At 68.9% G+C, this 26,348-nt stretch carries 28 protein-coding genes; 10 read left to right on the top strand and 18 right to left on the bottom strand.

All coding sequences use genetic code 11. The features are described from left to right. Positions 1-37: 37 nt before the first annotated feature. Together G6N14_RS19385 and G6N14_RS19380 are read left to right on the top strand one after the other, a co-directional pair. The gene (locus G6N14_RS19385; protein ID WP_085136437.1) at positions 38-1,222 is read left to right on the top strand and encodes an acyl-CoA dehydrogenase family protein; all 1,185 of its coding nucleotides are present in this window, start codon (positions 38-40) and stop codon (positions 1,220-1,222) included. A gap of 65 nt (positions 1,223-1,287) precedes the next feature. Further along, positions 1,288-2,142: an SDR family oxidoreductase gene (locus G6N14_RS19380; protein ID WP_085136436.1), complete on the top strand. Its 855-nt coding sequence runs from the start codon at positions 1,288-1,290 to the stop codon at positions 2,140-2,142. Between the two features lie 9 nt (positions 2,143-2,151). Here the strand turns inward: G6N14_RS19380 and G6N14_RS19375 are convergent, their stop codons facing one another. From G6N14_RS19375 to purT, 3 genes are read right to left on the bottom strand one after another with little or no spacing between them, the layout of a single operon-like run. Next, on the bottom strand, positions 2,152-3,381 hold the full coding sequence (locus tag G6N14_RS19375; protein ID WP_085136435.1) for an O-succinylhomoserine sulfhydrylase: 1,230 nt from the start codon (positions 3,379-3,381) through the stop codon (positions 2,152-2,154). Next, entirely contained in the window at positions 3,378-3,782 is a 405-nt protein-coding gene (locus tag G6N14_RS19370; RefSeq protein ID WP_085136434.1) for a rhodanese-like domain-containing protein, read from the bottom strand. Before G6N14_RS19370 ends, G6N14_RS19375 begins: the two co-directional genes overlap by 4 nt. A 43-nt stretch (positions 3,783-3,825) precedes the next feature. After that, entirely contained in the window at positions 3,826-5,079 is a 1,254-nt protein-coding gene (purT, locus tag G6N14_RS19365; RefSeq protein ID WP_234808967.1) for a formate-dependent phosphoribosylglycinamide formyltransferase, read from the bottom strand. A gap of 149 nt (positions 5,080-5,228) precedes the next feature. Here purT and G6N14_RS19360 point away from each other — a divergent pair, with 149 nt between their 5' ends. Then, positions 5,229-5,594, top strand: coding sequence for a DoxX family protein (locus G6N14_RS19360; protein WP_085126911.1), 366 nt, complete (start codon positions 5,229-5,231; stop codon positions 5,592-5,594). Between the two features lie 19 nt (positions 5,595-5,613). Here the strand turns inward: G6N14_RS19360 and G6N14_RS19355 are convergent, their stop codons facing one another. After that, a complete protein-coding gene (locus G6N14_RS19355) occupies positions 5,614-6,252 on the bottom strand; it encodes a PaaI family thioesterase (RefSeq protein WP_085136432.1) in 639 nt (212 codons plus the stop codon). After that, positions 6,249-7,547 carry an adenylosuccinate synthase gene (locus tag G6N14_RS19350; protein ID WP_085136431.1) on the bottom strand — a complete coding sequence of 433 codons (1,299 nt, stop codon included), beginning with the start codon at positions 7,545-7,547 and terminating at the stop codon, positions 6,249-6,251. Before G6N14_RS19350 ends, G6N14_RS19355 begins: the two co-directional genes overlap by 4 nt. A 108-nt stretch (positions 7,548-7,655) precedes the next feature. Here G6N14_RS19350 and G6N14_RS19345 point away from each other — a divergent pair, with 108 nt between their 5' ends. From G6N14_RS19345 to G6N14_RS19335, 3 genes are all read left to right on the top strand, one after another. Beyond that, complete coding sequence (locus tag G6N14_RS19345) at positions 7,656-8,315, top strand: peptidase M50 (protein ID WP_085136430.1); 660 nt, start codon at positions 7,656-7,658, stop codon at positions 8,313-8,315. Positions 8,316-8,365: 50 nt separating this feature from the next. Beyond that, entirely contained in the window at positions 8,366-9,151 is a 786-nt protein-coding gene (locus G6N14_RS19340; RefSeq protein ID WP_085136429.1) for a site-2 protease family protein, read from the top strand. Positions 9,152-9,233: 82 nt separating this feature from the next. Continuing rightward, positions 9,234-10,121 carry a cation diffusion facilitator family transporter gene (locus G6N14_RS19335; RefSeq protein ID WP_085136428.1) on the top strand — a complete coding sequence of 296 codons (888 nt, stop codon included), beginning with the start codon at positions 9,234-9,236 and terminating at the stop codon, positions 10,119-10,121. Between the two features lie 4 nt (positions 10,122-10,125). Here G6N14_RS19335 and G6N14_RS19330 read toward each other — a convergent pair whose 3' ends face one another. Then, the gene (locus tag G6N14_RS19330; protein ID WP_179960900.1) at positions 10,126-10,542 is read right to left on the bottom strand and encodes a DUF3151 domain-containing protein; all 417 of its coding nucleotides are present in this window, start codon (positions 10,540-10,542) and stop codon (positions 10,126-10,128) included. A gap of 108 nt (positions 10,543-10,650) precedes the next feature. Between G6N14_RS19330 and G6N14_RS19325 the strand changes: the two genes are divergently transcribed. Beyond that, entirely contained in the window at positions 10,651-11,505 is an 855-nt protein-coding gene (locus G6N14_RS19325; RefSeq protein ID WP_085136426.1) for an Rv0361 family membrane protein, read from the top strand. Between the two features lie 72 nt (positions 11,506-11,577). On the opposite strand, the gene fbaA is transcribed toward G6N14_RS19325, so the two are convergent. Beyond that, positions 11,578-12,609, bottom strand: a complete 1,032-nt coding sequence (fbaA, locus tag G6N14_RS19320; RefSeq protein ID WP_085136425.1) for a class II fructose-bisphosphate aldolase — start codon at positions 12,607-12,609, stop codon at positions 11,578-11,580. 85 nt (positions 12,610-12,694) lie between these two features. Between fbaA and G6N14_RS19315 the strand changes: the two genes are divergently transcribed. Next, positions 12,695-13,384, top strand: coding sequence for a DedA family protein (locus G6N14_RS19315; RefSeq protein WP_085136424.1), 690 nt, complete (start codon positions 12,695-12,697; stop codon positions 13,382-13,384). Between the two features lie 20 nt (positions 13,385-13,404). Here G6N14_RS19315 and G6N14_RS19310 read toward each other — a convergent pair whose 3' ends face one another. The 10 genes from G6N14_RS19310 to G6N14_RS19265 form a co-directional block, all read right to left on the bottom strand. After that, positions 13,405-14,505, bottom strand: a complete 1,101-nt coding sequence (locus G6N14_RS19310) for a glycoside hydrolase family 76 protein (RefSeq protein WP_085136423.1) — start codon at positions 14,503-14,505, stop codon at positions 13,405-13,407. Positions 14,506-14,585: 80 nt separating this feature from the next. Further along, on the bottom strand, positions 14,586-15,431 hold the full coding sequence (locus G6N14_RS19305) for a hypothetical protein (protein WP_085136422.1): 846 nt from the start codon (positions 15,429-15,431) through the stop codon (positions 14,586-14,588). A gap of 195 nt (positions 15,432-15,626) precedes the next feature. Next, the gene (locus tag G6N14_RS19300; RefSeq protein WP_407663147.1) at positions 15,627-16,286 is read right to left on the bottom strand and encodes a TrmH family RNA methyltransferase; all 660 of its coding nucleotides are present in this window, start codon (positions 16,284-16,286) and stop codon (positions 15,627-15,629) included. Further along, positions 16,283-17,176, bottom strand: coding sequence for a hypothetical protein (locus G6N14_RS19295; RefSeq protein WP_085136420.1), 894 nt, complete (start codon positions 17,174-17,176; stop codon positions 16,283-16,285). The genes G6N14_RS19300 and G6N14_RS19295 overlap by 4 nt, the downstream gene beginning before the upstream one ends. 17 nt (positions 17,177-17,193) lie before the next feature. Beyond that, entirely contained in the window at positions 17,194-17,742 is a 549-nt protein-coding gene (gene pyrE / locus G6N14_RS19290; RefSeq protein ID WP_085136419.1) for an orotate phosphoribosyltransferase, read from the bottom strand. Continuing rightward, on the bottom strand, positions 17,729-18,505 hold the full coding sequence (locus G6N14_RS19285) for an SDR family NAD(P)-dependent oxidoreductase (protein WP_085136418.1): 777 nt from the start codon (positions 18,503-18,505) through the stop codon (positions 17,729-17,731). Before G6N14_RS19285 ends, pyrE begins: the two co-directional genes overlap by 14 nt. 45 nt (positions 18,506-18,550) lie before the next feature. Further along, entirely contained in the window at positions 18,551-19,411 is an 861-nt protein-coding gene (gene ttfA, locus G6N14_RS19280; RefSeq protein ID WP_085136417.1) for a trehalose monomycolate transport factor TtfA, read from the bottom strand. A gap of 86 nt (positions 19,412-19,497) precedes the next feature. After that, complete coding sequence (locus tag G6N14_RS19275) at positions 19,498-20,745, bottom strand: PecA family PE domain-processing aspartic protease (protein ID WP_085136729.1); 1,248 nt, start codon at positions 20,743-20,745, stop codon at positions 19,498-19,500. Between the two features lie 160 nt (positions 20,746-20,905). Further along, positions 20,906-23,452, bottom strand: coding sequence for an ATP-dependent chaperone ClpB (clpB, locus tag G6N14_RS19270; RefSeq protein WP_085136416.1), 2,547 nt, complete (start codon positions 23,450-23,452; stop codon positions 20,906-20,908). A 139-nt stretch (positions 23,453-23,591) separates the two neighbouring features. Beyond that, the gene (locus G6N14_RS19265) at positions 23,592-24,338 is read right to left on the bottom strand and encodes a nuclear transport factor 2 family protein (RefSeq protein WP_085136728.1); all 747 of its coding nucleotides are present in this window, start codon (positions 24,336-24,338) and stop codon (positions 23,592-23,594) included. 100 nt (positions 24,339-24,438) lie between these two features. Between G6N14_RS19265 and G6N14_RS19260 the strand changes: the two genes are divergently transcribed. Continuing rightward, positions 24,439-25,056 (top strand): TetR/AcrR family transcriptional regulator, encoded by a 618-nt coding sequence (locus G6N14_RS19260; RefSeq protein WP_085136415.1) that lies wholly within the window; start codon positions 24,439-24,441, stop codon positions 25,054-25,056. Here G6N14_RS19260 and G6N14_RS19255 read toward each other — a convergent pair. Next, the gene (locus G6N14_RS19255; RefSeq protein ID WP_133054934.1) at positions 25,045-25,536 is read right to left on the bottom strand and encodes a hypothetical protein; all 492 of its coding nucleotides are present in this window, start codon (positions 25,534-25,536) and stop codon (positions 25,045-25,047) included. The genes G6N14_RS19260 and G6N14_RS19255 overlap by 12 nt on opposite strands. Positions 25,537-25,645: 109 nt before the next feature. Here G6N14_RS19255 and G6N14_RS19250 point away from each other — a divergent pair, with 109 nt between their 5' ends. Next, a complete protein-coding gene (locus tag G6N14_RS19250; RefSeq protein WP_085136413.1) occupies positions 25,646-26,317 on the top strand; it encodes a GAP family protein in 672 nt (223 codons plus the stop codon). The last annotated feature ends 31 nt before the right edge of the window (positions 26,318-26,348 follow it).

Genomic DNA, 26,348 nt, shown 5'->3' with positions numbered 1-26,348 from the left:
CTGATCCACGCCGCCGAACAGGTGGCAGGATGAACGGATGGCAACCGGCAGCGTCGCGCCTTTCGATCCGATCGATCCGCTGAGCCTGGACACCCTGCTCTCCGACGACGAAATCGCGCTGCGCGACACCGTCGCCAAGTTCTGCGCCGAGCACGTCTTGCCGCATGTGGGCGACTGGTTCGAGATCGGCGACCTGCCGGCCCGCGAACTGGCCCGGGAGTTCGGCAAGCTCGGGCTGCTGGGCATGCACCTGAACGGTTACGGCTGCGGCGGGTCATCGGCGGTGCACTACGGCCTGGCCTGCGTGGAGCTGGAGGCCGCCGACTCCGGCCTGCGTTCGCTGGTGAGCGTGCAGGGCTCCCTGGCGATGTACTCGATCTACAACAACGGCTCCGAAGAACAGAAGCAGCAGTGGTTGCCGGGGATGGCGGCCGGTGAGCTGATCGGCTGCTTCGGGCTGACCGAGCCCGACGTCGGCTCCGATCCGGCGGCCATGACCACCCGGGCCAGGCGGGACGGGTCCGACTGGATCCTCAACGGCCGCAAGATGTGGATCACCAACGGCTCGATCGCCGACGTGGCGGTGGTGTGGGCGGCCACCGACGAGGGCATCCGCGGCTTCATCGTGCCCACCGACTCCCCCGGCTTCACCTCCAACACCATCCACCACAAGCTGTCGCTGCGCGCGTCGATCACCAGTGAGCTGGTGCTGGACGACGTGCGCCTGCCGGCGGAGGCGTTGCTTCCCGGGGCGCGCGGCGTCAAGGGAGCGTTGGCCAGCCTGTCCGAGGCGCGGTACGGGATCATCTGGGGTGCGATGGGCGCGGCACGCTCGGCCTGGCAGGCGGCCCGCGACTACGCCACCCAGCGCACCCAGTTCGGCAAACCGATCGCCGGCTTCCAGCTCACCCAGGCCAAGCTCGTCGACATGGCCCTCGAGCTGCACAAGGGGCAACTGCTGTCCCTGCACCTGGGCCGGCTCAAGGACAGCGCCGGGCTGCGGCCCGAGCAGGTCAGCTTCGGCAAGCTCAACAACACGCGGACCGCGCTGGAGATCTGTCGTACCGCGCGGACCATTCTGGGCGGCAACGGGATATCCCTGGAATATCCGGTGATTCGGCACATGGTCAACCTGGAGTCGGTGCTGACCTACGAGGGCACTCCGGAGATGCACCAGCTGGTCCTGGGCCAGGCGTTCACCGGTCTTTCCGCTTTCCGCTGACCGGCGGTCCCATTACCATCCCCTGCCGTCGACAACCGAACTTGACACGTGTTAAGTTTGTCGCCGTGGATAACATTCGCGGTAAGACCATTGCTATCACCGGTGCCGCCCGGGGTATCGGGCTGGCCACTGCCACGGCCCTGCTCGCCAGGGGCGCCCGCGTCGTCATCGGCGACCGCGACGTCGCGGTCCTCGAGCACGCCGTCAAGCGACTCAGTGCCAGCGGCCAGGTCAGCGGCCACCCGCTCGACGTGACCGACCGCGAATCCTTCTCGACCTTCCTGGACAAGGCCCGCGCCGACGGCGACGGCCACATCGACGTGCTGATCAACAATGCCGGCGTCATGCCGGTGGGCCCGTTCCTGGAGCAGTCACCGGAGTCCATCCGCTCGGCGACCGAGGTCAACTTCTACGGCGTGCTCAACGGCTGCCAGCTGGTGCTGCCGGAAATGATCAAGCGGCGCAGCGGCCACATCATCAACATCGCCTCGCTGGCCGGCATCGTGGCGGTGCCCGGTCAGGTGCTCTACGCCGGAACCAAGTTCGCGGTGGTGGGGCTCAGCACCGCGATGTCCGACGAGTTCGCCCCGCAGGGCGTCAAGGTCTCCGCCGTGCTGCCGACCTTCACCAACACCGAATTGATTTCGGGCACCACGCCCTCTGGCGCCCAGAAGCCGGTGGAGCCCGAAGACATCGCCGCCGGTGTCGTCAAGGTGCTCGACAAGCCCCGGACCCTGCTCTCGGTGCCCGGGTTCGGGCGTCGCGTCTCGATCCTGGCCAGCCTGCTGCCGGACCGGGGCCGTCGCTGGCTGAACAAGAAGACCCACAACGACACCGTCTTCCTGCAGTTCGACACCGCGGCCCGCAAGGCCTACGAGGATCGCGCGCAGCACGCCACCGGCGTCGTCGAAGGCGACTGAGCAGCCCCGCTATCCCAGCGCCTGATCGAGGTCGGCGATCAGGTCGTCGGTGCCTTCCAGGCCCACCGAGATCCGCACCACCCCGTCGCCGAGTCCGATCGCGGCACGCCCCTGCGGGCCCATGGCCCGGTGGGTGGTGGTTGCCGGGTGGGTGATCAAGGACTTCACGTCGCCCAGGTTGTTGGAGATGTCGATCAGCTTCAGCTTGTCCAACAACTCGAAGGCCCGCTGCTTGGCAGCACTGTCAGGACTGTCGAGCTCAAAAGTGATGACGGTGCCGCCGCCCGACATCTGCTTGCGCGCCAGCTCGTACTGCGGGTGCGACGCCAAGAACGGGTAACGCACCCAGCGCACCGCCGGATGCTGTTCCAGGAACTGCGCGATCTTCAGCGCCGCAGAGTTCGCGTAGTCGACCCGAACAGCCAGCGTTTCAAGGCCTTTCAACAGGACCCAGGCGTTGAAGGCGCTCAGCGCCGGGCCGGTATGACGCATCAGGGTCTGCACGGGGCCGTCGATGTAGTCCTGGTCGCCCAGGATCGCCCCACCCAGGACCCGACCCTGCCCGTCGAGGTGTTTGGTGCCCGAATACACCACGACGTCCACCCCCAGCGGGAACCCCTGCTGCAGTAGCGGCGTGGCGAACACGTTGTCCAGCACCACTTTCGCGCCGGCGGCATGAGCCAGCTCGGTGACCGCGGCGATGTCCACCAGAGACTGCATCGGATTGGACGGCGTCTCGAAGAACACCGCATCGGTGGGCACCGACAACGCCTGCTCCCACTGCGCCAGATCCTCGCCGTCGACGAAGACGGTCTCGACCCCCCAGCGGGGCAGAATCTCGTTGCAGACCACAAAGCAGGACCCGAACAGGCTGCGCGCGGCCACCAGACGATCACCGGCCTTCAGCAGCGCGCCCAGCGCCACGAACACCGCCGCCATGCCACTGGCGGTGGCGAAGGCCGCCGGCGCCCCCTCGATCAGGCGCAGCCGCTCCTCGAACATCGACACCGTCGGGTTGCCGTAGCGGGAGTAGACGAAGCGGTCCACTTCGCCGGTGAATGCCTGCTCGGCAGCGGCCGCAGACTCATAGACATACCCCGAGGTGAGGAACAATCCCTCGGCGGTCTCCTCGAACTGCGTTCGCAGCAGGCCGCCGCGCACGCCGATGGTCGCCGCACTGACACCCTCGGGAAGCGGTTTGGGCCGCCGGACCGAGCGGGCGGGGCCAGGCTCGCTCATGACTGCGTCCAGGGCAGCCCGACCGCCCTCCAGCCGGTTCCGCCCCGGTGAGCGTGCTCGTCGAGGTGGCCTTCGAAACCGTCGAGCACGTTGTAGGACGGGGTCAGCCCCAGCGCGGTACCCGTCTCAGCGGCCCCGATGGAGCGGTTGCCGGAGCGACACAGGAAGATCGCGGGCCCGCCGGCGACCCGGGCCGCCAGTTGGCGGGAGAAGTCGCGGTTGGGTGTGCCGTCGGAGTGGACCCACTCGATACAGAGCACCTCGCGGCCCAGCGCGGACAGGTCGGGCAGCCCGACGAAGCGCCATTCGGCGTCGGTCCGCACGTCGATGAGCGTCGCCGCCGGGTCGTCGCGCAGTATCTCCCAGGCCTGCTCGGGCGTGATATCTCCTGCGTAGCTCACCTGCGGAAGTGTCGCACCTGGGGCGGTTTCCCGCCACGGGGGGTCAGGGCCAGAGCGTGCCCAGCACGGTGGCCACCCGCGCCGCGCGGTCGCGCGCGACCGCGACGTCTGGCCCGGTGGCAAGCGCCAAGCCCAGCCGGCGGCGGGGGTGGCCTTCATGGTGACCGAACACCACAACGTCACTTTCGGTCACGCTGAGTGCATCGGCGACCACCGCCACGCTGTCCGAAGTGGTGACGGCCCCGGTGCCGGCGCCGCGGCGAGAGTAGATCAGCCGGGCGGCGCCGGGCGAGACCATGATGGTGTCGGTCGCCATGCCCAAGATCCCGCGCGCCTGCAGCTCGAAACCGGAGAGCCGCTGGGTGCGCAAGGTCAGCAGCGCAGCGTCGTAGGGGCGCACCGTGACCCCGCCGAAGTACACCTCGTCGCCGTGTACCAGCAGCTCCACCCCGAACAGGCCGCGGCCGCCCAGCGCCCGGGCGACCCGCGCGGTGATCGACTTGGCCGCATCCAGGGCCACGGAGCTCATCGGGTGCGGCTGCCAGAACTCCACCGTCAGCTGCCCGTTCGGCTCCTCGATGCTGCGATGACCGATCGGTGCGCAGAAGTCCAGGGCGGGTCCGTCGTGGCCGTCGCGGAGCACCGCCAGCAGTATGACCTCGCTGTCGACCTCCACCACCGTCTCGGCCAACACCCGCGGCGGTATGTCCGGGGCGCAGGCCGCCACGGCACGCTGCCAGGCCGGCTCGATATCGCTGTCGCGGACCATCACCGAGCGGCCCTCCCCGAGCGCCCCGCCCACCGGTTTGACCGACATCGGGTAGCCGGCCTGCTCGGCCACCGCCCGCAGTTCCTCAACCGATCCGACAAACCAGAAGGGCGCGGTGGGCAGCCCCAGTTCCTCGGAGGCCAGCCGCCGCATCAACTCGGGGTCTGCGGCCAGCCGGGCCCCGCGGATGCCCGGCACCAGCTGGGTGAAGCCGGTGTCGACGGCGGCGGTCAGCGCGTCGGTGGCCACCACCTCGGAGCCCGCCACCACATATTTCGGCTGCAGCCACCGGATGGCCGCCGCCAGTTCGTCGTTGTCGCCCAGGTCGACCACCACCGTACGATCGACAACCCCGTGCAGCGGGGCGTCGGCGTAGCGGTCGACGGCGATCACCTCGGCACCCAGGCGCTGCAGCGCCCGCACCAGTTCACGGCTGAGATCACCGGACCCGAGCAACGCCACCCTGGTGCGGCTGGGACCGTCCGCGGCCAGCCGCTCGGTCACGATCTCGCCCGCCTCGCTCGTCACCGCCACCCCTCCCCGGCAATGTTGCATGCCGCTCCAGGATAGGGGGAACGCTCACGGTGCTGCAGCGCCGGCGAACCCGGGGGAACGGACCGGTTGTTTGCTGCGCGCAGGGGTGCCGGGCCTTACCGCCCAGGCCTAGAGTCGGTTCCATGAGTGTGCTGACGTCACCGAAGACCTACACGGGCCTGGCCGCACTGCAAGCCGCCGACGCGGCGCTGTGCGCCATCCCGGCACCGTTCATCACGACAGCACTCGACACCGTCGGATGCCCGCAGGAGATCAGACCGATCCTGCCGGTCGTCAAGGCCGCTGCGGCGGTCGGGCTGCTGTCGGTGCACCGGTTTCCGCGGCTGGCACGGCTGACCACCGCCGCGTTGACGCTGTACTTCGTCCTTGCCGTCGGCGCGCATATCCGGGTCCGCGACAGCATCGCCAACACCGTGCCGGCAGCGTCGCTGCTGACGCTGTTCGCGGCGATGACGCTCAGCGGTCCGCAACGCAGCGCCCGGCGCTAGAGCCGAGCGCGCCGCATCGCTACGGCTGCCCCGGCAGCAGCCGCACCATCAGCCCCTGCCCCTCGGCCAGCACGGTGCCGTCGGCGTCGGTGAGTTCGGCACCGATGAACGCCTTGCGCCCTTCGGCCCTCTCGATGCGGCCGTGCGCGAACAGCCGGGTGTCGATCGGTGTGACCTTGCGGTAATCGACATGCAGGAACGCTGTCCGGCTGATCGGCCGGTTCGCGGCATGCACCACCATCCCGAACAACCAGTCGAACAGCAGCGGCAGCACACCGCCGTGCACCGCGGAGTTGCCGCCGACGTGGAAGCGGCTGAACGACCCGGACATCGAGACGCCATCGGGGTCGAACCGGCTGATCCGCCACGGCGGCATCAACAGGCTGCCCATGCCCTCCAGGGAAGGCGCCCGCCCGGCCGGGGCCACACCCTCGGGCGCCGGAAACCGCTCCAACAACCCCACCAATGCCTCGGCACGATCAGCGGCGTCGTCCCAGGTGCTGTCGTCGGGGTCGGTGGACACCGCCAGATCCTGCAGGCGCCGCATGGTGGTCAGGAACCGGACGAAACCCGGGCTCGGGTCGACCACCGCGTGGTCGGGGAAGCCCCCGTGGGTGGCGTAGTCGGGGTCGAGATCCTCTGGCTGGGGCTCGCTCACGCACGATCCCTGACGACGTCGCGGCGCACGATGGTCTGTTCCCGTCCGGGACCGACCCCGATGCAGGAGATCTGCGCACCGGCGATCTCCTCGACCCGCGAGACGTAGTCGCGTGCGTTGGCGGGCAACTCCTCGAACGTGCGGGCCGCGGAGATGTCCTCCCACCAGCCAGGCAGTTCCTCGTAGACCGGCTCGGCGCGGGCGAACTCCTCCTGCGTCATCGGCAGCTCGTCGGTGCGTTTGCCGTCCACGGTGTAGCCGACGCAGACCGGGACCGTCTCCAAGCTGGAGAGCACATCGAGTTTGGTCAGGAAGTAATCGGTGATGCCGTTGACCCGGGTGGCGTAGCGGGCGATCACCGCGTCGAACCAGCCGCACCGGCGCCGGCGCCCAGTGGTCACCCCGACTTCGCCGCCGGTCTTGGACAGGTACTCGCCGTGCGCGTCGAACAGCTCGGTGGGGAACGGCCCCGAACCGACCCGGGTGGTGTAGGCCTTGAGGATGCCCAGCACCGTGGTGATGCGCGTCGGCCCGACACCTGAACCCACGGCTGCCCCGCCCGCGGTCGGGTTGCTCGACGTCACGTAGGGGTAGGTGCCGTGGTCGACGTCGAGCAAGGTGCCCTGCGAGCCTTCCAGCAGCACGTTCTCGCCCCGGTCCAGCGCGGCGCCCAGCAGCAGGCTGGTGTCGGCGATCCGGTGCTTGAAACCCTCGGCCTGCTCCAGCAGATCTTCAAGGACCTGCTCGGGCTCCAGCGCCTTGCGGTTGTAGATCTTGACCAGCACCTGGTTCTTGAAGTCCAGGGCGGCTTCGATCTTGGCGGCCAGCGACTCCTGGTCGAGCACGTCGGCGACCCGGATCCCGATCCGGGCGATCTTGTCCTGGTAGCAGGGGCCGATGCCGCGACCGGTGGTGCCGATCTTCTTGCTGCCCATGTAGCGCTCGGTCACCTTGTCGATGGCGACGTGGTAGGGCATCAGCAGGTGCGCATCCGCGGAGATCAGCAGCCGGGAGGTGTCGACACCGCGACCCTCCAAGCCCGCCAGCTCCTCGAGCAGCACACCCGGATCGACCACCACACCGTTGCCGATCACGTTGGTGACGTGCGGCGACAACACCCCGGAGGGGATCAGGTGCAGTGCGAAGTTCTCCCCGGTGGGCAGAACCACGGTGTGGCCGGCGTTGTTGCCGCCCTGGTAGCGCACCACCCACTGCACTCGTTCGCCGAGTAGGTCGGTCGCTTTCCCTTTGCCCTCGTCACCCCATTGGGCGCCGATGACGACGATTGCCGGCATGGATTTCTCGCTAACTGTCTTGGCTTACTGTGGTCCAGCCGGGGACTGAGCCTATCTGAAGCGATTCACGAGGAGCGTGTTGAACGCCACTAAGGGCACGGAGCGCCTGTGACGGCGCCGCAAACCGCCGTCTTAGTGTTCGACGGACGGCCGCTGCCGCGCCCCTTGCGGGGGCTGCCCACCGTGCGGTTCGGCGACGGTAGCGGACGCGAGGATTTCGACGCGGCCATCGACCGGTACCGCCGGCTGGTGGTCGTCGGCGCCGACGCCGACCTGGCGTGCCTGGCGACCCGGCTGCTGCGCACCGACCGGCTCGACGTCGAGGTGGGTTATGCGCCCAGAGGCCGGACACCGGCCACCGCGGCCTACCGGCTGCCGGCGGGATGGCGGGCCGCGCGGAGGGCCCTGCGGGGCGCCGCCCATCCGGTGCCGCTGGTCCGTGACGACGCCGGGACCGTCCTGGTGGGCACCGCCCGCTGGCTGCCGGTGGACGGCGCCCAGGTGCTGCACGGGGAGGGCATCGTCGATGACACCGCCCTGTTCGACGGGGATGTCGCCGGGGTGGTGATCGAGCCGACCGGCACCGGCCCGGGTGTGCGCGCCGCGGTGCTGCCCCGGCGCCGCCGGGCACGGCGCTGGGTGGCGGGCCGGGCGGCGCAGCTGGGCACCACCGGCGCGCTGGTGGTACGCGACGGGGTCTGTGGCAGCCGTACCGTGAAGCGATCCACCTTCTACCGCCACATCGAGGACTGGCTGCTCGTGCGATGACCGCGCGGGCCGGGCCAGCGAAGCTCCGGCAAAGTCGATAGGTTCGGGCGGTGAACGTGCAACCCCTGCGCGGCCGGGCGGTCCGGCCCAGCCCGGTGTTCCTGGGTCTGGTGGCGCTGGCCGCCGTCGGCGGCGCACTCGCCTGGCGGGCGGGCGAAAAGATCGGGCCGCTGGCCTACGCCGGGGTGTTCGTGCTCGTCATCGCCGGGTGGCTGGTCTCGCTGTGCCTGCACGAATTCGGCCACGCCTACACCGCCTGGCGGTTCGGCGACCGTGGTGCGGAAATGCGCGGCTATCTGACCCTCAACCCTTTGCGTTACACCCATCCCGGCCTCTCACTGGTGCTGCCCCTGCTGGTCATCGCGCTGGGCGGGATCGGGCTGCCGGGCGGGGCCGTTTACGTGCAGACCTCGGCGATGACGCCGCGGCGGCGCACCCTGGTCAGCCTGGCGGGCCCGGCGGCCAACCTGGTGCTCGCGGTGGGGCTGCTGGGCGTCACGCGCGCGTTCTACGACCCCGCTTATCCGGTGTTCTGGTCCGGGGTGGCGTTTCTGGGCTTCCTGCAGGTGACCGCGCTGGTGCTCAATCTGCTGCCGGTGCCGGGGCTGGACGGCTACGGCGCGCTGGAGCCGCACTTAAGTCCGGCGACCCGCCGCGCCGTGGCACCGTTCCAACAGTGGGGCCTGTTGGCGCTGGTGGTGCTGCTGTTCGCCTCACCGGCGTTGAGCCAGAAGTTCTTCGCCCTGGTGTTGTGGTTCTTCGACCTCTTCGCCGTGCCGCGGCTGCTGGTCTCGTGGGGGCTGAGCCTGACCCAGTTCTGGAACGCCTGGTTCTGACAGGGCCCGGCGTCGCGGGTCAGCCTCGCGCCGCAACCCGACTTCACCCGGCGGCGGGCCCGCCCGCCTATATTCACCTCCCATGGGCTCCGGTCACGAGCACACCACCACCGACACCCGACTGTCGCGGATGGTCATCGGCGCCGCGATCCTGACTGCGTTCTTCGCCGTCGAGCTGACCACCGCGATCATGATCAATTCGATGGCGCTGCTGGCTGACGCCGGCCATCTGCTGACCGACCTGGCCGCCCTGTTCATGGGGGCGGCGGCGGTGATGCTGGCCCGGCGCGGCAGCACCCCGCCGTCGCACACCTATGGCTGGCACCGCGCCGAGGTCTTCACCGCGGTCGCCAACGCGGTGCTGCTGATCGGGGTGGCGACGTTCATCCTCACCGAGGCGATCCGCCGCATCGGTACCGCGCCCGATGTGCCCGGTGTGCCGATGATCGTGGTGGCACTGGCCGGACTTGTCGTCAACCTCGGGGTCGCCGCGCTGTTGCGGTCCCACTCCACGGTGAGTCTGGCGGTGCGCGGCGCGTACATGGAGGTGCTGGCCGACACCGTCGGCAGCGTGGGCGTGCTGATCGCCGGGGTTGTCACCCTCACCACCGGGTGGCCCTACGCCGACGTGGTGGTCGCGGTCTTCGTCGCGCTGTGGGTGTTGCCGCGCGCGTTCGCCCTGGCGGGGGCGGCACTGCGAATTCTCTCGGAGGCCTCACCGAGCCACATCGACGTCGCGGAACTCCGCGCGGCACTCGCCGGCATCGACGGTGTCACCGACGTTCACGATCTGCACGTGTGGACGCTGGTTCCGGGGCAGGACATGGCCACAGCGCACCTGGGCACCAGCGCTGATCCGGGCCGGGTGCTGGCCGACGCGCGCGCCGTGCTGGCCGCTCGCGGGTTGACGCACGCCACCGTGCAGGTGGAGCCTGCCGGGCAGGGGGTTCGTTGCCCGCTCGGATGCTGAGGGGTCAGCTCAGCCCCAGCGCGGAGCGGGCGCCGGGATCGCAGTCGTCTAGCAGAGCCAGGCAGCGTGCCTGCTCGTCGGCTTCGCCGATGCTGGTGGCGGCACGCGCCAGCGCGGCCACACACCGCAAGAAACCACGGTTGGGTTCATGCGAATACGGCACCGGGCCGTAGCCCTTCCACCCGTTGCGGCGCAGCTGGTCCAGGCCCCGGTGGTAACCGGTGCGCGCGTAGGCGTAGGCAGTGACAGCCTTGTTCTCGGCCAATGCCGCTTCGGCCAGCACCGCCCACGCCACCGAGGCGGCCGGATACGCGGCCGCGACAACTTCGGGGTTCTGGTTGCCCCGCAGAGCGGCCTCGGCGTCGGGGTCGCCGGGCAGCAGGGTCGGATCGGGTCGGAGGAGATCACCGGTGTGAGTCACATCGTCCATTCTGCCGTGCCGTCCATGGCCAGCCACTCCGGCAATCCGCCGGCTCCCTCAGTAAGCTGGCGCGTAGCAGATTAGCTAGCGGGAGGACAGCCGTAGCCCATGCCGAACCCATCCGGCCCCGACCGCGACGACGTTCCCGCACCGCCCGCATCCGATCAGGGTTCCGGGACCGGCGCTGCCCCGGTCGAGCAGCATCCCGACGGCGACGACCAGGTCACCCAGATCCAGCCCGTCGACTCAGACGACGAGACGGCGACGGCCGCCCTGGCGGAGACACCGGCCGACGCCGACGCTGTCACCGAGGTGATCGCCACCGAGGCCGCGCCCGGTACCGACGGTTCACCGGAGCGCAGGTTCACCGCTCCCGGGTTCGACGCCGGGCACACCGAAGTCATCCCGTCGGTGGATGATGCCGACACCGAACTGATCGCTCAGCAGAGCGATGACGCGGGCAAGGCGATACCGCAACAGATTCCGGCACGGGTCGGCACCAAGCTGCCCAGCACCGTCTCGCGCAGCTGGGGCTGGGTGATGGCGGTGATCCTGATCATCCTGGCGCTCGCGGTGATCGCCGTGCTGGGCACGCTGTGGCTGACCCGCGAAACCCGCCAGGCGGCCTCCCAGGAGGAACACGTCCGGTCCACGATCCAAAGTTTCGACATCGCCACGCAGAACGGCGATCTGGCGACGCTGCGCAGTCTCACCTGCGGCGACATCCGCGACCGCTACGTCAACTACGACCAGAAGGTCTGGGACGAGACCTACCGCCGGATCGCGGCGGCCAAGCAGTACCCGGTGGTTGCCAGCATCGACGAGGTGGTGGTCAACGACGGCCACGCCGAGGCCAACGTCACCGCGTTCATGGCCTACGAGCCGCGGGTGCGCTCAACCCGCAGCTTCGACCTGCAGTTCCGTGACGACCAGTGGAAGATCTGCCAGTCGCACGGCAGCTGATGACGTTCGTTGACTCTGCGCCTACGGCGGGGCTCACTCGAACTTCCCCGCCGTGGACGCAGAGTCAACGACTCAGGCCAGGGCCTTGCCGGCGCTGTGCAGGTCGTTGCAGGCTTCGATGACCCGCTCGGTCATGGAGGCCTCGGCCTTCTTGAGGTAGCTGCGCGGGTCGTAGGTCTTCTTGTTGCCGACCTCGCCGTCCACCTTGAGGACACCGTCGTAGTTGGTGAACATGTGCGCGGCGACCGGGCGGGTGAAGGCGTACTGGGTGTCGGTGTCGACGTTCATCTTCACCACGCCGTAGCGCAGCGCCTCCTCGATCTCGGACTTCAGCGAGCCCGAACCGCCGTGGAAGACGAAGTCGAACGGCTTGGAACCCTCGGCCAGGCCCAGCTTGGCCGACGCCACCTTCTGACCCTCGGCCAGGATGTCCGGGCGCAGCTTGACGTTGCCCGGCTTGTAGACGCCGTGCACGTTGCCGAAGGTGGCGGCCAGCAGGTAGTGGCCCTGCTCGCCGGCACCGAGGGCGGCGACGGTCTTCTCGAAGTCTTCGGGCGAGGTGTAGAGCTTCTCGTTGATCTCGGCTTCCACGCCGTCCTCTTCGCCACCGACCACACCGATCTCGACCTCGAGGATGATCCTGGCGGCCACTGCCTGCGCCAGCAGCTCCTGGGCGATGGTCAGGTTCTCATCGATCGGCACGGCCGAGCCGTCCCACATGTGCGACTGGAACAGCGGGTTCTGGCCGGCCTTGACCCGGTCAGCCGAGATCGCCAGCAGCGGCCGCACGAAGCCGTCCAGCTTGTCCTTCGGGCAGTGGTCGGTGTGCAGGGCCACGTTGATCGAGTACTTGGCGGCGATCACGTGGGCGAATTCGGCCAGGGCCACCGCCCCGGTCACCATGTCCTTGACACCCAGGCCGGAGCCGAACTCCGCGCCGCCGGTGGAGAACTGGATGATGCCGTCGCTGCCGGCGTCGGCAAAGCCCTTGATCGCCGCGTTGATGGTCTCCGACGATGTGCAGTTGATCGCCGGGAACGCGTAGGAGTTCTCCTTGGCGCGGGCCAGCATCTCGGCGTAGACCTCGGGGGTAGCGATGGGCATGGAACTCTCTCCTCCTGGGTGCAAACGGTGTCCCCCCAGTATCCCCAACGGTTAATCGCCCACGACACCGGTATGTTGGGGCCTCATGAGCATGACGGTGGCGGCGATGCCCCACATATTGGACCCGATGTACTGGATCGGGCAGGGCGGCCTGTTCGAGCACGCGGTCCTGCCGGCCATCCTGGTGATCGTCTTCGTCGAAACCGGTCTGCTGTTTCCTCTGCTGCCCGGCGAATCGCTGTTGGTCACCGGCGGTCTGCTGGCCGCCGCCGGCAACCCCGACATCTGGGTGCTGGCCCCGGCCGTGGCGGTCGTGGCGATATTGGGCGATCAGACCGGCTACTTCATCGGCCGCCGCATCGGGCCGGCACTGTTCAAGAAAGAGGACTCCCGCTTCTTCAAGAAGCACTACGTGACCGATTCGCACGCCTTCTTCGAGAAGTACGGGCCGGCCGCCATCATTCTGGCCCGCTTCGTACCGTTCGCCAGGACGTTCGTCCCGGCGATCGCCGGCGTGTCCTACATGCGCTACCCGGTCTACCTGGCGTTCGACATCGTGGGTGGCGTCGTGTGGGGCGCCGGGATGACCCTGACGGGGTACTGGCTGGGCACCAAGGTGCCGGGCATCACCGACCACCTGGAATTGATCATCATCGGGATTCTGTTCGTCTCGCTGCTTCCGGCGATCTACTCGGCGGTCAAGGCGTATCTGTCCCGGCGCAGGGCCCCTTCAGGTGACGCTGACTCTGCGCTCACCACGCAAAACTCCGAGTAGGGCGGCTGGTCAGCGCAGAGTCAACGCAGACTTGCCGCGGCCTCCATCAGCATCCACCCGCCCAACTGCACCGACAGATCCCGCTCGGGGACCTCGGATTCATACACCGCGCCGGAAATCGAGGTGGCCACCGCGCCGTCACCACGGGGCACCTCGGCGGCCCGGTCCCAGAACGCACCGAAGAGCGGTAGTCCGTTCACCGATTGCCGGTAGTCCCACGCCGACTTCGCCGACGCCAGCACCAGCTGTGCCGCGGTGTCGCGTGCCTCGGTGTCGGCCGCGCTGTCCCCGGGCAGCGCGGTGGCCGTCAACGCCAGGTAGCGGGCGGTGATCCCGGCGAACAGCCCGCCGTCGCCACCACCGGCTCCCTTGATCACTCCGCCGGGAGCCATATGCTCGCGCACGGCGGCCACCAGCCGGTGGACCCGGACGAAGTGCCTTTCGGCACCGGTGCGCGCCGCCAGTTCGGTTTCCAGACCGAGCACCACGCCCTGGCAGTAGGTGTACTGCGCCCGCACCAGCGAACCGGCCCGGATGCCGTCGAACACCAGGTGGGTCTCCGGGTCGATCAGCGTGGCATCGATCCAGTCGCCCATCTCCACGGCGCGCTGCAGCCACCCCGGTTCGCGGGCCAGGAAAATTCCGGCAGGTCCGTTGGCCGGCGCGTTGAAGAACGGTTCGGTGGACTGCTCGTCCTTGCGCCACGGGATGCCGCCGCCGGCTTCGGGCATCCAGGAGTCGGTCAACTGGCGGGTCAAGGTACCCAAGGCGCGGCGCCGGTCCACGCCGATGACTGTGGCCGCCCGCTGGATCGCCAGCGCCAGCCAGGCCATGTCGTCGTAGTAGGCGTTGGTCCAGCGGCCCACGTTGCGCAGCCGGTGTGTGCGGATCTGCCGCTTGATGCGGGTGGCCCGTTCGGGCTGCGGGTCGCGCAGCTGGGCGTCGATCAGGCAGTCCAGCAGATGCGCCTGCCACCAGTAGTGCCAGTGCGGGGCGCGCTTGATCGGCGGCCACGCCACGACGCCCAGCTGCGTGCCGGGCAGATGCCACAGCGACTTGAGGTGGCGTGAGGTGACCGCGGCTTCGGCGCTTTCGGCACGGTTCGCCCAGAGGTGGTCCATAGCCGTTGATCTTGCCGTATTCGCCGAACGAGGATCTTCCCGCGGACCGGCGATCCGCGGGAAGATCCTGCGCTCAGGGGTCAGAAGGGCAGCTCGAAGCCGCCCCCGTCGGTGAGCTGGCCGAAGAGGTCCAGAATCCACTGGATCGCCGGTGCGGCCTCAAGGACGTCCGAGGCGAACTCGATCTGGGCGGTCAGCGTCTCTTCCGCCTCCGTCAACCAGGTGGTGATCGATTCGCCGGCCAGGTTGTTGAGCACGTCGAGCTCGCTGCCCAGCTCGGGGAACAGGTCGTCGAGGGTGATGATGCCGTCGGCAATCGCGTTGATCGCCCCGGGCCCTGTTCCATAGACGGTCAGCAACCCCAAGGTGATCTGACCGCCGTAGTAGCCGGAGGCGAGTTCCAGCAGGCTGTCCAGTTGCTCGCCGTCCTGCGCCGAGACTCCCAGCAGGCTGTACAGCCAGCCCAGGTCGAAGTCGGCGACGGGGCCGAAGAGAACTTCGGGGTCAGCGCTGATGGACTCGAGTAACCCTTCGATCCAGGTCAGCGGATTCCAGCCGGGGCTGAGGATCTCTTCGAACATGTCGTAGCGATCGGACACCCAGTCCCCCAGCCCCGAGATTCCGGCGAAGGAGAGGAACGGGTCCAGCCAGCCAGCCCACTCGACGGCCGTTTGGGCGTAGGACAGGGTGGTGGCGGTCAGTTCCTCGGCATAGGCCTGCGCCGCGGCAAGGGAGTCGAAGGTCAACCAGCCGTCGGGGGTCAAGACATCGACATCCGGCCAGTCCAGGGCGGTCAGTGCCACATCGGCAGCGATGGCGTCGGCCGGCAGGGCCGGCACCACCGCGGGCGCGGTCACGATGGCACCGGCGCCCACCAGCGCGGCGCCGAAGAGGGCGTAGGGACGCGTTTTCGTACGTGCGTGCATGGTGAATTCCTCATTTCTGACAAGAACCTGATAGTCGCCACGCTAGCGACGGCGGCCCCGCGTCCGATACAGGGAAATCCCTGGACTTTGCGCCTGGAACAGCACTCCTCACCTGCGCATCTTGGCGGGGTCTTAACGCCAGCAGGTTCTGAGGCCCCTATGAGAACTTGACGGGTACGGCTCCTCGGCCGCCGATCACCAAGCCTGATCGAAATCCGCGTGCGCGGTGATCCAGGCGTGCATCACGATCCCGGCGGCCACCCCGACGTTGATGCTGCGAGTCGAGCCGAACTGGGCGATGGACACCGTCAGGCCGGCACCGGCTCGCACCTCGTCGCTGATGCCGAGGCCTTCGCTGCCGAACACCAGCAGGCAGTCGGCGGGCAGCCGGGTCTGCTCCAGGCGCGCGGCGCCGGCGACATTGTCCGCCGCGACCACGGTCAGTCCCTGCCGCGCAGCGAAATCCAGCAGGTCGGCGGCCGTCTCGTGATGCACCAGCCGCTGGTAGCGGTCGGTGACCATGGCGCCGCGCCTATTCCACCGCCGCCGCCCCACGATGTGCACGGTGTGCACGGCGAAGGCGTTGGCGGTCCGCACCACCGAACCGATGTTGGCGTCGTGGCCGAAGTTCTCGATCGCGACGTGCAGCCGATGCCGACGGCGATCGATATCGGCGATGATCGCCTCGCGGGTCCAGTAGCGGTAGGCATCGACGACGTTGCGACTGTCGCCGTCGCGCAGCAGTTCCGGGTCGTACCGCGGGTCGCTGGGCAGTGGCCCCGCCCAGGGCCCCACCCCGTTGTCCGCCGGCGAGAACCACTCAGTGGGGCCGGGCCCCTCGGAGCGCTCGCTCACCCGGTGGTCCACACGGCGGCATGCGTGCCGACCACCGACACCGAGGGGTAGAGCAGCGCGGCGTTGATCTCGCCATGCGTGCACAGCGCTGTCGGTACGTGCACCGAGTTCAGCGAGGCCTCCGGCAGGATCAGCACCGATGACCCGACCGCCAGGCAGTCCGGGCCCAACCCGGGCATCGGTGTCGACGGCCCGGCGACCAGCATCAGCGGTCCGCCCCGCGCGACTGCCTCGTCTCGGTACTGGCCGGGCACCGCGTCGGCCGTCAGGCTCAGCACCATGTAGCCGTTGCCGGTGAACGCCTTCGGGTCGCCCAGGGCGGTCGGGGCCAGCGGCACGCCGTCGGCGCGGTAGGCGGCCACTCCCTGGGCGGTGAGCAGCAGACCGGTGTCGGCGGGGTTGACCGGCGCCAGCCCCACCGGGAACGCCGCGGGGTAGGCCACCGTGGTGTCTTTGATCCGGTCGGCAGGCGAATACAGGTACACGCCGCGCAGGGCGCTGCGTTCCTTGAGCGGGCCCAGACACACGGTGCCGCTCAGCCGATCGGGTTGCGGGGCCGACAGCGGCGCCGGCACCAGTTCGCCCAGCAGCGTGCAGCTGCTACGTCCGGTGGCTTCGATGGGATGCGGAGGGGTGCCGTACACCCCGAACCGCAGATCGCCGGGCGCGGCGTGGGGACCGTGCTCCTCGGCGACCTGGGCCTTGACGTCGATCAGGGCGTAGTCGACCTCCCACCGCAGGTTGGACAGGGTCATCTCCCAGCCGAGGAAGGTCAGCGGCGAACCCAGCCGGGTGCCGTGGGCGCCGTAGGGGCCGGCCGTTTCCGAGCCCCCGCAGGCCGCGACGCAGGCGACGGCCAGCGCCGACACCAGCGCGATCAGACTTCGCACAACGGTCCTCGGTGCGTTCAGTCCAGCCCCAGCTCGGCCAGTCCGAGCACACTGCGGTAGGGCACGCCCTCGGCCTCGATGGCCTCGGCTGCTCCGGTGGCACGGTCGACCACGGTGGCCACGCCCACCACGTGACCGCCGGCTTCCCGCACCGCCCGCACCGCGGTCAGCGCCGACCCGCCGGTGGTACTGGTGTCCTCGACCACCAGCACCGGGTGGCCGGCGACGTCGAATCCTTCGATAAGGCGCTGCATGCCATGGCTTTTCACTGATTTGCGCACCACGAAAGCGTCGATCGGGCGGCCCGGGGCGTGCATGACGGCGGTCGCCACCGGGTCGGCGCCCAGGGTCAGGCCGCCCACCGCGACATAGTCCCAGTCATCGGTGAGCTGACGGACCAGCCGTCCGATCAGGGCACCGGCGCGATGGTGCAGGGTGGAACGGCGAAGGTCGACGTAGTAGTCGGCTTCGGCTCCCGAGGACAGGGTCACGCGGCCGTGCACCACCGACAGCTTGCGCACCAGCGCGGCCAGCTCGTCGCGTTCGTCGTTGTTAAGTGCGGCCACGGCCCCTCCCGAATTTGTTGGTCAGCGTCCGCGACAGCCCGCGCGGAACCAGTCGGCTGACGCCTGCCAATGCCTTGTACTGCAGGCCCGGGACGCTGACCACCTCGCCCCGGGCGATGTCGGCCAGGCTCGCCGCGACCACGTCGTCGACCTCCATCCACAGGAACGACGGCAAGGTGGCCATCTCGATGCCGGCACGCTGGTGGAATTCGGTGTGGACGTATCCGGGGCAGACCACATGGATGCCGACGCCGGTGCCGTGCAGGCCGCCGGCCAGTCCCTCGGTGAACGACACCACCCAGGCTTTGGATGCCGAGTAGGTCGAGCCGCGTCCCGACAGCAGCCCGGCGACGCTGGCGATGTTGATGACGCGGCCGGCGCCCTTGTCGATCATCGCGGGCAGCGCCGCCCGGGTCAGCTGCATCACCGCGGTGACGTTGACGTCCAGCTGCGCCTGCAGCAGCGCGGGGTCGGCGGTCCAGAACTCCCCGGCGGTGCCGAATCCGGCGTTGTTGACCAGTACCTGCACCCCGGCGGCCAGGCGCTCGGCGACACGCGCGCGCCCGTGGGCGTCGGCCAGGTCCGCGGGCAGTACCTCGACGGCGGCGCCGTGGGCGTCGCGCAGTTCGGTGGCCAGTGCTTCCAGGCGCTCGACATCGCGGGCGACCAGCACCAGGTCATGTCCGTCGGCGGCGAAGCGGCGCGCGTAGCCGGCGCCCAGCCCAGAGGTGGGCCCGGTGACCACGGCGACGGGGCGAGACATGCCCGTCAGCGTAACCAAGCCGCTGGTGTCGAGCGGCGTCGGCCGTCAGCGCTGATAGTGCGCGGTCTGCCGCACGTTGTGACCGCCCTTGGCCGAACGCCCGTCCGAGGCGGCGTCCCGGCCGGCCCGGCGGCGCGGCGCCGGCTCGCCCGGAGCGGACGCGGGCGCCCGCGATGCCGATGCGGGCTGGTCGGCTGCACTGTCGTCGGCTGCCTCCGCGGCGCTCGGCGGCCCGGCCGGACGGCTGGGCTGGCCGTTGCGGCGTCCCGTGGTGGTCTCGGCGGTCTGGCGGCGTGGGACCGGGGGCAGCACCCGCAGGAGGTCGTTGAACTGGCGGACGCTGCGCAGGCCCTCGTCCCACTGGCTGCGGGTGCTGGTGATGGGCATGCTCACCAGCGTCCAGTTCTCCTCGTTCCACATGATTTCCGCGCAGTCGGGAGCGCTGTGGGCGAAGGTGACCATCCGCCGGTCGCAGGCCCGGCGTGCCGCGTCGAGGTTGGTGGAGTAGACCATGCGCGGGCCGATCGCACCGAGCAGCCAGATGTCGTTCTCGCGGGGCTCCTTGAGGCCCTTGAGCCGCACATCGACCACGACGTTGGTGGCGACCTTGCGATGCAGGGCGATCACCGTGGCCACTTCGTCGAGGTCGAAGATGTAGACGGCCTCGCCGCGGATCTGGCCGAGCACCACGTTGCGCACCGGCGCCTCGCCGCCCACGCTCGATATCACGCCGCGTGTCCAGCGGCGCAGAATCTCGGTGGATTCCGGTTCGAAGTCGAAGCCGTGCGACCGTGCCCAGGACTTACGGCGCCGGCTGCGGCCGCGCCGCTGGTCGATGTCCACGTACAGCAGTACTGCCGCGCCGACGAAGCACAGCGCGGACAGCGTGAACCAAAGCGGGACCATTGGGCCTAGCGTATCTGCTCTCGGGCCCGAACCGAGAATGCTCGCAGGTCACAACCGTGTATCAGCACTGTTCCAACAGGTCAACGTCACATTTGCACGGTGTTCGGCGCGACCCCGCCGAAGATGGTCTGCCCGGTGTCGTAGGAGACGTAAATCGGCTCCATCGCGAACGGCAAGTTACCGGTGTTCATGCTGTTGCCGCTGATCACCACCGGGCCACGGGTCGACGCGTCGGCGGGGTCGTTCGAGTAGGTCGTCGAACTCACGGTGTAGGAGTAGAGCAGCTGCCCGCCCGGGGTGTAGACCCGGATCAGCGTCCCGTCCGGGAGGGTGCCGTTGGCCGTCGGCGTGATGCCCGCGCTGCTCAGCACCGACGACGGCATGGTTCCGAACACCCCGCCGGAGTCGATCACCCCGTTGACCTGCTGAGGTGTGGCGCCGTTGAGGCTCACGTACAGGGCCGACCACGGGGCGCCGTTGACGGCGATCCCACCTTCCAGCGGGTTGGCCCCGAAGATCAGTTCCCCGTTGGGCTGGTCGATCAGCACGCCGCGGCCGAGCTCGCCCGGCAGATCGGCGGTCGGAATGTGGTCGGGTGTGGGGCCGAGCGCGTTGGGCCCGATGCCCAAGATGCCGGTGGAGGATCCGGCCAGGTAGTCGTGGATGGACCACGGGCCGAAGATGTTGAAGTCCGCCGGGAACGCGAACAGCACCGCGGCGACCGAGGTGTCGGCGGTGACCGTACCGGCGACGTCGTTCTCATCGAAGCCGGTGAAGGTGACCGTGGTGGGCAGTTCCAGGTAGAAGTAGTTCAGGTAGCCACCGAACTGGCCGATGTTGAATCCGGTCGGCAGGCCGGTGATGCCGAAGGGGTTGATGTTCCAGATCGGCATGACCAGTCCGGCGGCGCCGGTGTCGACCAGGACCTCGGTCTGCGGGCCGCCGCCGACGGAGACGTTGATGACCGGCTGGGTGACCAGGTTGACGTCCATCGGGACGGTGAAGCTGGTGGGGAGATCGGCGAGCGGGGTGTCGGGGCCGTAGTCGGCGGCGCTGCCGGCGACATCGGGGCCGAACAGCCACGGCGCGATGCTGTTCAGCGGGTTGTAGACCAGGTCCTGGTACCAGCCGTTGAACAGGGTGTCCAGCGAGGCCAGGGCCGAACCCGGATCGGTGTCGGCGGCGATACCGGGGTCTACCCAGCTGATCGCGTCGAGCAGGGGCTGCAGCAGGTCGTCCCAGTCGGCGTGCGCGGCGGGGGCCGGGGCGCTCAGCGCCAGCAATGCGCCGGCGGCGCCGACGGCACCCACCAGCCGATGGCGACGACTTGCCATGATCACCCCTCCGATTGGACGCCCGCCACCCGAAACTCGCGGGAATTTCTCAGTAACGGCAAGGCTAACCGATCAGCCAGAACACCGCATCCGTAAAGCAGGCGTCCTACGTCACGGCCCCCCCGGAACCAATCCGGGGGGCTGTGACGTCTGGGCGGGCTCAGCCCAGGATCAGCGACTCGCCGTCCGCGCTGATGTTGATCGGCACCACGTCGCCGTCGTGCACCTGGCCGGCCAGCAGCATCTTGGCCAGCTGGTCGCCGATGGCCTGCTGGATGAGCCGGCGCAGGGGGCGCGCCCCATAGACCGGGTCGAAGCCACGACGGGCCAGCCACTTCTTGGCCTCCAAGGAGACCTCGATGGTCAGCCGCCGTTGCGCCAGGCGCTTGGCCAGTTGCTGCAGCTGGATGTCGACGATCTGCACCAGTTCCTCGGGGTTGAGGCCCTCGAAGATGAGCACGTCGTCCAGCCGGTTGATGAACTCCGGCTTGAACGCGGCCCGCACCGCGGCCATCACCTCGTCGTCGGTGCCACCCGAACCCAGGTTGGACGTCAGGATCAAGATCGTGTTGCGGAAGTCCACCGTGCGGCCCTGGCCGTCGGTGAGCCGGCCCTCGTCGAGGACCTGCAGCAGCACGTCGAACACGTCCGGGTGCGCCTTCTCGACTTCGTCGAACAGCACCACCGTGTAGGGCCGGCGGCGTACCGCCTCGGTCAGCTGACCGCCCTGGTCGTAACCGACGTAGCCGGGAGGCGCGCCGACCAGGCGAGCCACCGAGTGCTTCTCGCCGTATTCGCTCATGTCGATGCGGACCATGGCCCGTTCGTCGTCGAACAGGAAGTCGGCCAGCGCCTTGGCCAGCTCGGTCTTGCCCACGCCGGTGGGTCCCAGGAACAGGAAGGAGCCTGTGGGCCGGTTGGGGTCGGCGACACCTGCCCGGCTGCGCCGCACCGCGTCCGAGACCGCCTGCACCGGTTTGCGCTGACCGACGACCCGCTTGCCGAGCTCGTCCTCCATGCGCAGCAGCTTGGCGGTCTCGCCCTCCAGCAGCCGGCCTGCCGGGATACCCGTCCAGGCGCTCACCACATCGGCGATGTCGTCGGGGCCGACCTCTTCCTTGAGCATGAGGTCTTCTTGAGCGTGAGCAACCGGCAGTGCGGCGTCAAGCTTCTTCTCCACCTCCGGGATTCGGCCGTAGCGCAGCTCAGCGGCCTTGGCCAGGTCGCCGTCGCGTTCGGCACGGTCGGACTCGCCACGCAACGCCTCAAGCTGCTCCTTGAGTTCGCGGACGACGTCGATGGCGTTCTTCTCGTTCTGCCACCTGGTTGTGAGCTCGGCGAGCTTCTCTTTGTGGTCGGCCAATTCGGCGCGCAGCTTGTCCAGCCGGTCCTTGGAGGCCTCGTCGGACTCCTTGGTCAGGGCCATCTCTTCGATCTCCAGGCGCCGCACCAGGCGCTCGACCTCGTCGATCTCGACCGGCCGGGAGTCGATCTCCATGCGCAGTCGCGAGGCCGCCTCGTCGACCAGGTCGATGGCCTTGTCCGGCAGGAATCGGGCCGTGATGTAGCGGTCGGACAGCGTGGCCGCGGCCACCAGCGCCGAGTCGGTGATGCGCACCCCGTGGTGGACTTCGTAGCGGTCCTTGAGGCCGCGCAGGATGCCGATGGTGTCCTCTGCCGACGGTTCGCCGACGTAGACCTGCTGGAAGCGGCGCTCCAGGGCGGCGTCCTTCTCGATGTACTTGCGGTATTCCTCGAGCGTGGTCGCGCCCACGAGTCGCAGCTCGCCGCGCGCGAGCATCGGCTTGATCATGTTGCCGGCGTCCATCGCGCCCTCGCCGGTGGCACCGGCGCCCACGATGGTGTGCAGCTCGTCGATGAATGTGATGATCTGCCCGGCCGACTCCTTGATCTCGTCCAGGACGGCCTTGAGGCGTTCTTCGAACTCGCCGCGGTACTTGGCGCCGGCCACCATCGAACCCAGGTCCAGGCTGACGACGGTCTTGTCGCGCAGGCTCTCCGGGACGTCGCCAGCGACGATGCGCTGCGCCAGTCCCTCGACGATCGCGGTCTTGCCGACGCCGGGCTCGCCGATGAGCACCGGGTTGTTCTTGGTGCGCCGGCTCAAAACCTGTACCACCCGGCGGATCTCGGTGTCACGCCCGATCACCGGGTCCAGCTTGCCCTCACGCGCACGGGCGGTCAGATCGGTGGAGTACTTCTCCAACGCCTGGTAGCTGGCCTCGGGGTCCGCGCTGGTGACCCGCGCACTGCCGCGCACCTTCACGAACGCCTCCCGCAATGCCTGCGGAGAGGCACCGTGACCGGTCAGCAGCTTGGCGACATCGGAGTCGCCGGTGGACAGGCCCACCATCAGGTGTTCGGTCGACACGTACTCGTCGTCGAGTTCGGTGGCCAACTGCTGGGCAACGGTGATCGCGGCCAGCGCGTCGCGGGACAGCTGCGGTTGCGCGTTGGAGTTGGTCACCTGCGGCGCCAGATCGATCAGCCGCTGCGCCTCGGTCCGGACCGTCGCGGGGTTCACCCCGACCGCCTCCAGCAGCGGCGCCGCGATCCCGTCGTTCTGGGTCAGCAGGGCCTGCAGCAGGTGCGCAGGCCGGATTTCGGGGTTGCCGGCGACCGTGGCCGTTTGCAAAGCGGCGGTGAGGGCTGCCTGCGTCTTGGTGGTCGGGTTGAAAGAGTCCACGACACCTCCATTCGGGGTTAGTGACGGGCCTCACAAACGCCCGCCAAAAATGCTTGTCGTGTTTTCCAACGCCGTCAACGTTGAGTCTGTTCCGCTCAGGTCTGATCAATTCTCCTGAGTGCCGACTTACCCCGCCCGATCAGCCAAGACGCAACGCGCGACGGGCATCCTGCATCATCCGGGGCAACCGCGAGGCGCCCATCAGCGCCCGGAACAGCCAGCTGTCGTCCGAGGGGAGCACGCCGGCCGATTGGGTGGCGTCGAGCAGGTCGAACAGCGTCTCCCCCTCGTACATGAGCCCGTCGGCGTTGAAGTGGTAGCGGTCCACCGCGGTGCACTGCACGAAGGTGCCGACGCCGTGGATCGCCGGAGCCGACTCGTCGTAGGGGTAGAAGCGCAGCGTGCCGCTGAAGTGTCCGCTGCCGATGTAGCGGACGATCACCCGCGTCTCGCCCTCGGGCGTGACGTCGAAATAGACCTGCCCGGGCAGCGGGTCGTAGCGCCAGTCCGGGATGGCGTCGAGGAAGGAGAAGTTGTAGCGCTCGAACTCCTCGAGACCGACGATGATGCGGCCGAAGGTGGTGGGGTCTTTGTAGCGCAGATCCGGCGTGTAGAGCTCGTGGTTGAGCGACATATCCCGCATCAGCCAACTCCACCAATACTTCTTGGCCCATTCGGCGGCGAAGGCCACGTCGATCCCGCGCTCGGCGTAGTGCGCGATCTTGCGGTCCAGGTCGAGGAACCACTGCTCGGTCATGGCGTTGAGCTCGGGCTCGGTGAGCACCTTGACCTTGCCGCCGGCGCGGTTTCCGGGCAGGTAATCCGGTAGCGGCTGACGCAGCCTCGGCTTGGCGATGGCCTCCCTGAACAGCGCCTCGTCGAACATGCCACCCACCTTCCCGCCGCATTGGAATCACCTGATTCCCGCAATCAAAGCAGGCCGAGGAAGTAGAATCAAGTGATTCTCAAGCGGATGGGGTGGCCCAATGGACACGACGGCGCCGCGAGTATGGCGTGGCCAGACTCATGACGACCGGGCCCAACTCCGCCGAGCGCAACTGATGCGGGCCGGATTCGAGCTGCTGGGCACCGAGGGCACCTCGGGAGTCACCATGCGGGCGGTCTGCCGGCACGCCGGGCTGAGCCCGCGCTACTTCTATGAAAGTTTCAGCGACACAGATGAATTGATGCTGTCGGTCTACGATCGCTGCAACGCCGAGCTGCTGGACGCCATCGCCGGCGCCACCGACCCGGAATCTCCCGTCGCGGCGGCGGTCGACGCTGCCGCCGGCTACTTCGAGGCAGACCCCCGTCGGTTGCGGATCCTGTTGCGCGAGCCGCAGTCCAGCAATCTGCTCGCCGCCCACCGGGCCGATGTACTGCCCGGGCTCCTGACCGAGCTGGCCGGTTCCGCGGGCGTCACCGACCCGCCGGGCAGCCCCACCAGCCGCGCCATGCACGCCAGCGCACTGTCGGGAGCTCTGACCGCGCTGGTTCTCGACTGGGCCGATGGCCGGCTGCGCGCCAGCCGCGCCGAGCTGGTCGCCTTCGCGACCGCGCTGGTGCTGGCGGGCCTGGCCGGGACCGGCGATTCAGGACCCTGAGGTCTCACACGATGCCGACGTCTCGCACGATCGGGCGCCGGCCGGTGGCCGGCTCCAGAGGAACAGCGCGATCCAGGCGCCGTAGCCCAATGCCATCCCGGCATACATGACGGTGGGATCCGACTGGCCGTGCACGCTGAGGTAGAGCGCCACCCCGACGATCAGCGCGGGCAGCGCGGCAGCCCGACGCCGCAGGGTCAGCGCGACCGTGACGAACACGATCGACACGATCAGCAGGACGGGACTGATCCGATGTAACGCCTCGAGCGCAGCGCCACCTGATCCCCGGGGCCGCGCGCCGTCGTGCGCGCCGTGGCCGGCGCCGGCCGCCGCGGAGGCTCCGGCGCCGACTGCGGCCAGGACCGCCGGGAGACAACAGGCCAGCGTGCAGGTCAGCGCGGCGAACGCTCCCGCCACCCCGAACCTGCGTCCGGCAGGCTTCGCCGAACCGGCCAAGTCGCGCTGCGGCGTAGCTGACATATCCCGCCCTCCCCAAGGTTGTGACGCTGAACCTATACCCCGTAGGGGTATCTGGCAAGGCGTGCCCGGGGTGCACGGCCGGTCCGATCCGGTCCGCTACGGTGCAGCTATGACGACCAGCCTGGCTTCGGTGTGGACTGCCCTGATACCCCTTGCCCTGGTGGTGGCGCTGTCCCCGATCACCGTTATCCCGGCCGTGCTCGTGCTGCACACCGCGCGCCCGAGGCAGACCGGTCTGGCCTTCCTGCTCGGATGGCTGGCCGGTCTGGCGGCTCTGACCGCCGCGTTCGTCGCGGCATCCGGCCTGGCCGGCGGTCTGCAGAGGACGCCGCCGGGCTGGGCGTCCTGGTTGCGGATCGTCGTCGGTACTGCGCTGATCGGGTTCGGCCTCTACCGGTGGACGGCCCGGCACGGGCACAGCGAAATGCCCCGCTGGATGCGCGCCTTCACCACGATGGCACCGCTGCGCGCCGGCCTGATGGGCGCGGTACTGGCCGTCGTCCGGCCGGAGGTGTTGTTCATGTGCGCCGCCGCCGGCCTGACCATCGGCAGCGCCGGACTGCCCGCCGAGGACAGCTGGCCCACGGCGGCATTCTTCGTCGCGCTCTCCGCCTCCTCGGTCCTGATTCCCATTCTGGGCTACGTGGCCGCCAGCGACCGGCTGGATCCGGCACTGCACCGGCTCAAAGACTGGATGGAGCGCCAGCACGCCGCACTGGTCGCGGTGATCCTGATCCTGATCGGTGCGATGGTGGTCTACAACGGGATTCACGCGCTCTGACCGGCGACCCACCGGCGCCGTTAAGATCGCG

The organism is Mycolicibacter hiberniae (genome assembly GCF_010729485.1).
GTDB classification, from domain to species: Bacteria; Actinomycetota; Actinomycetes; order Mycobacteriales; family Mycobacteriaceae; genus Mycobacterium; species Mycobacterium hiberniae.
This window is presented reverse-complemented; position numbering and strand designations above follow the sequence as displayed.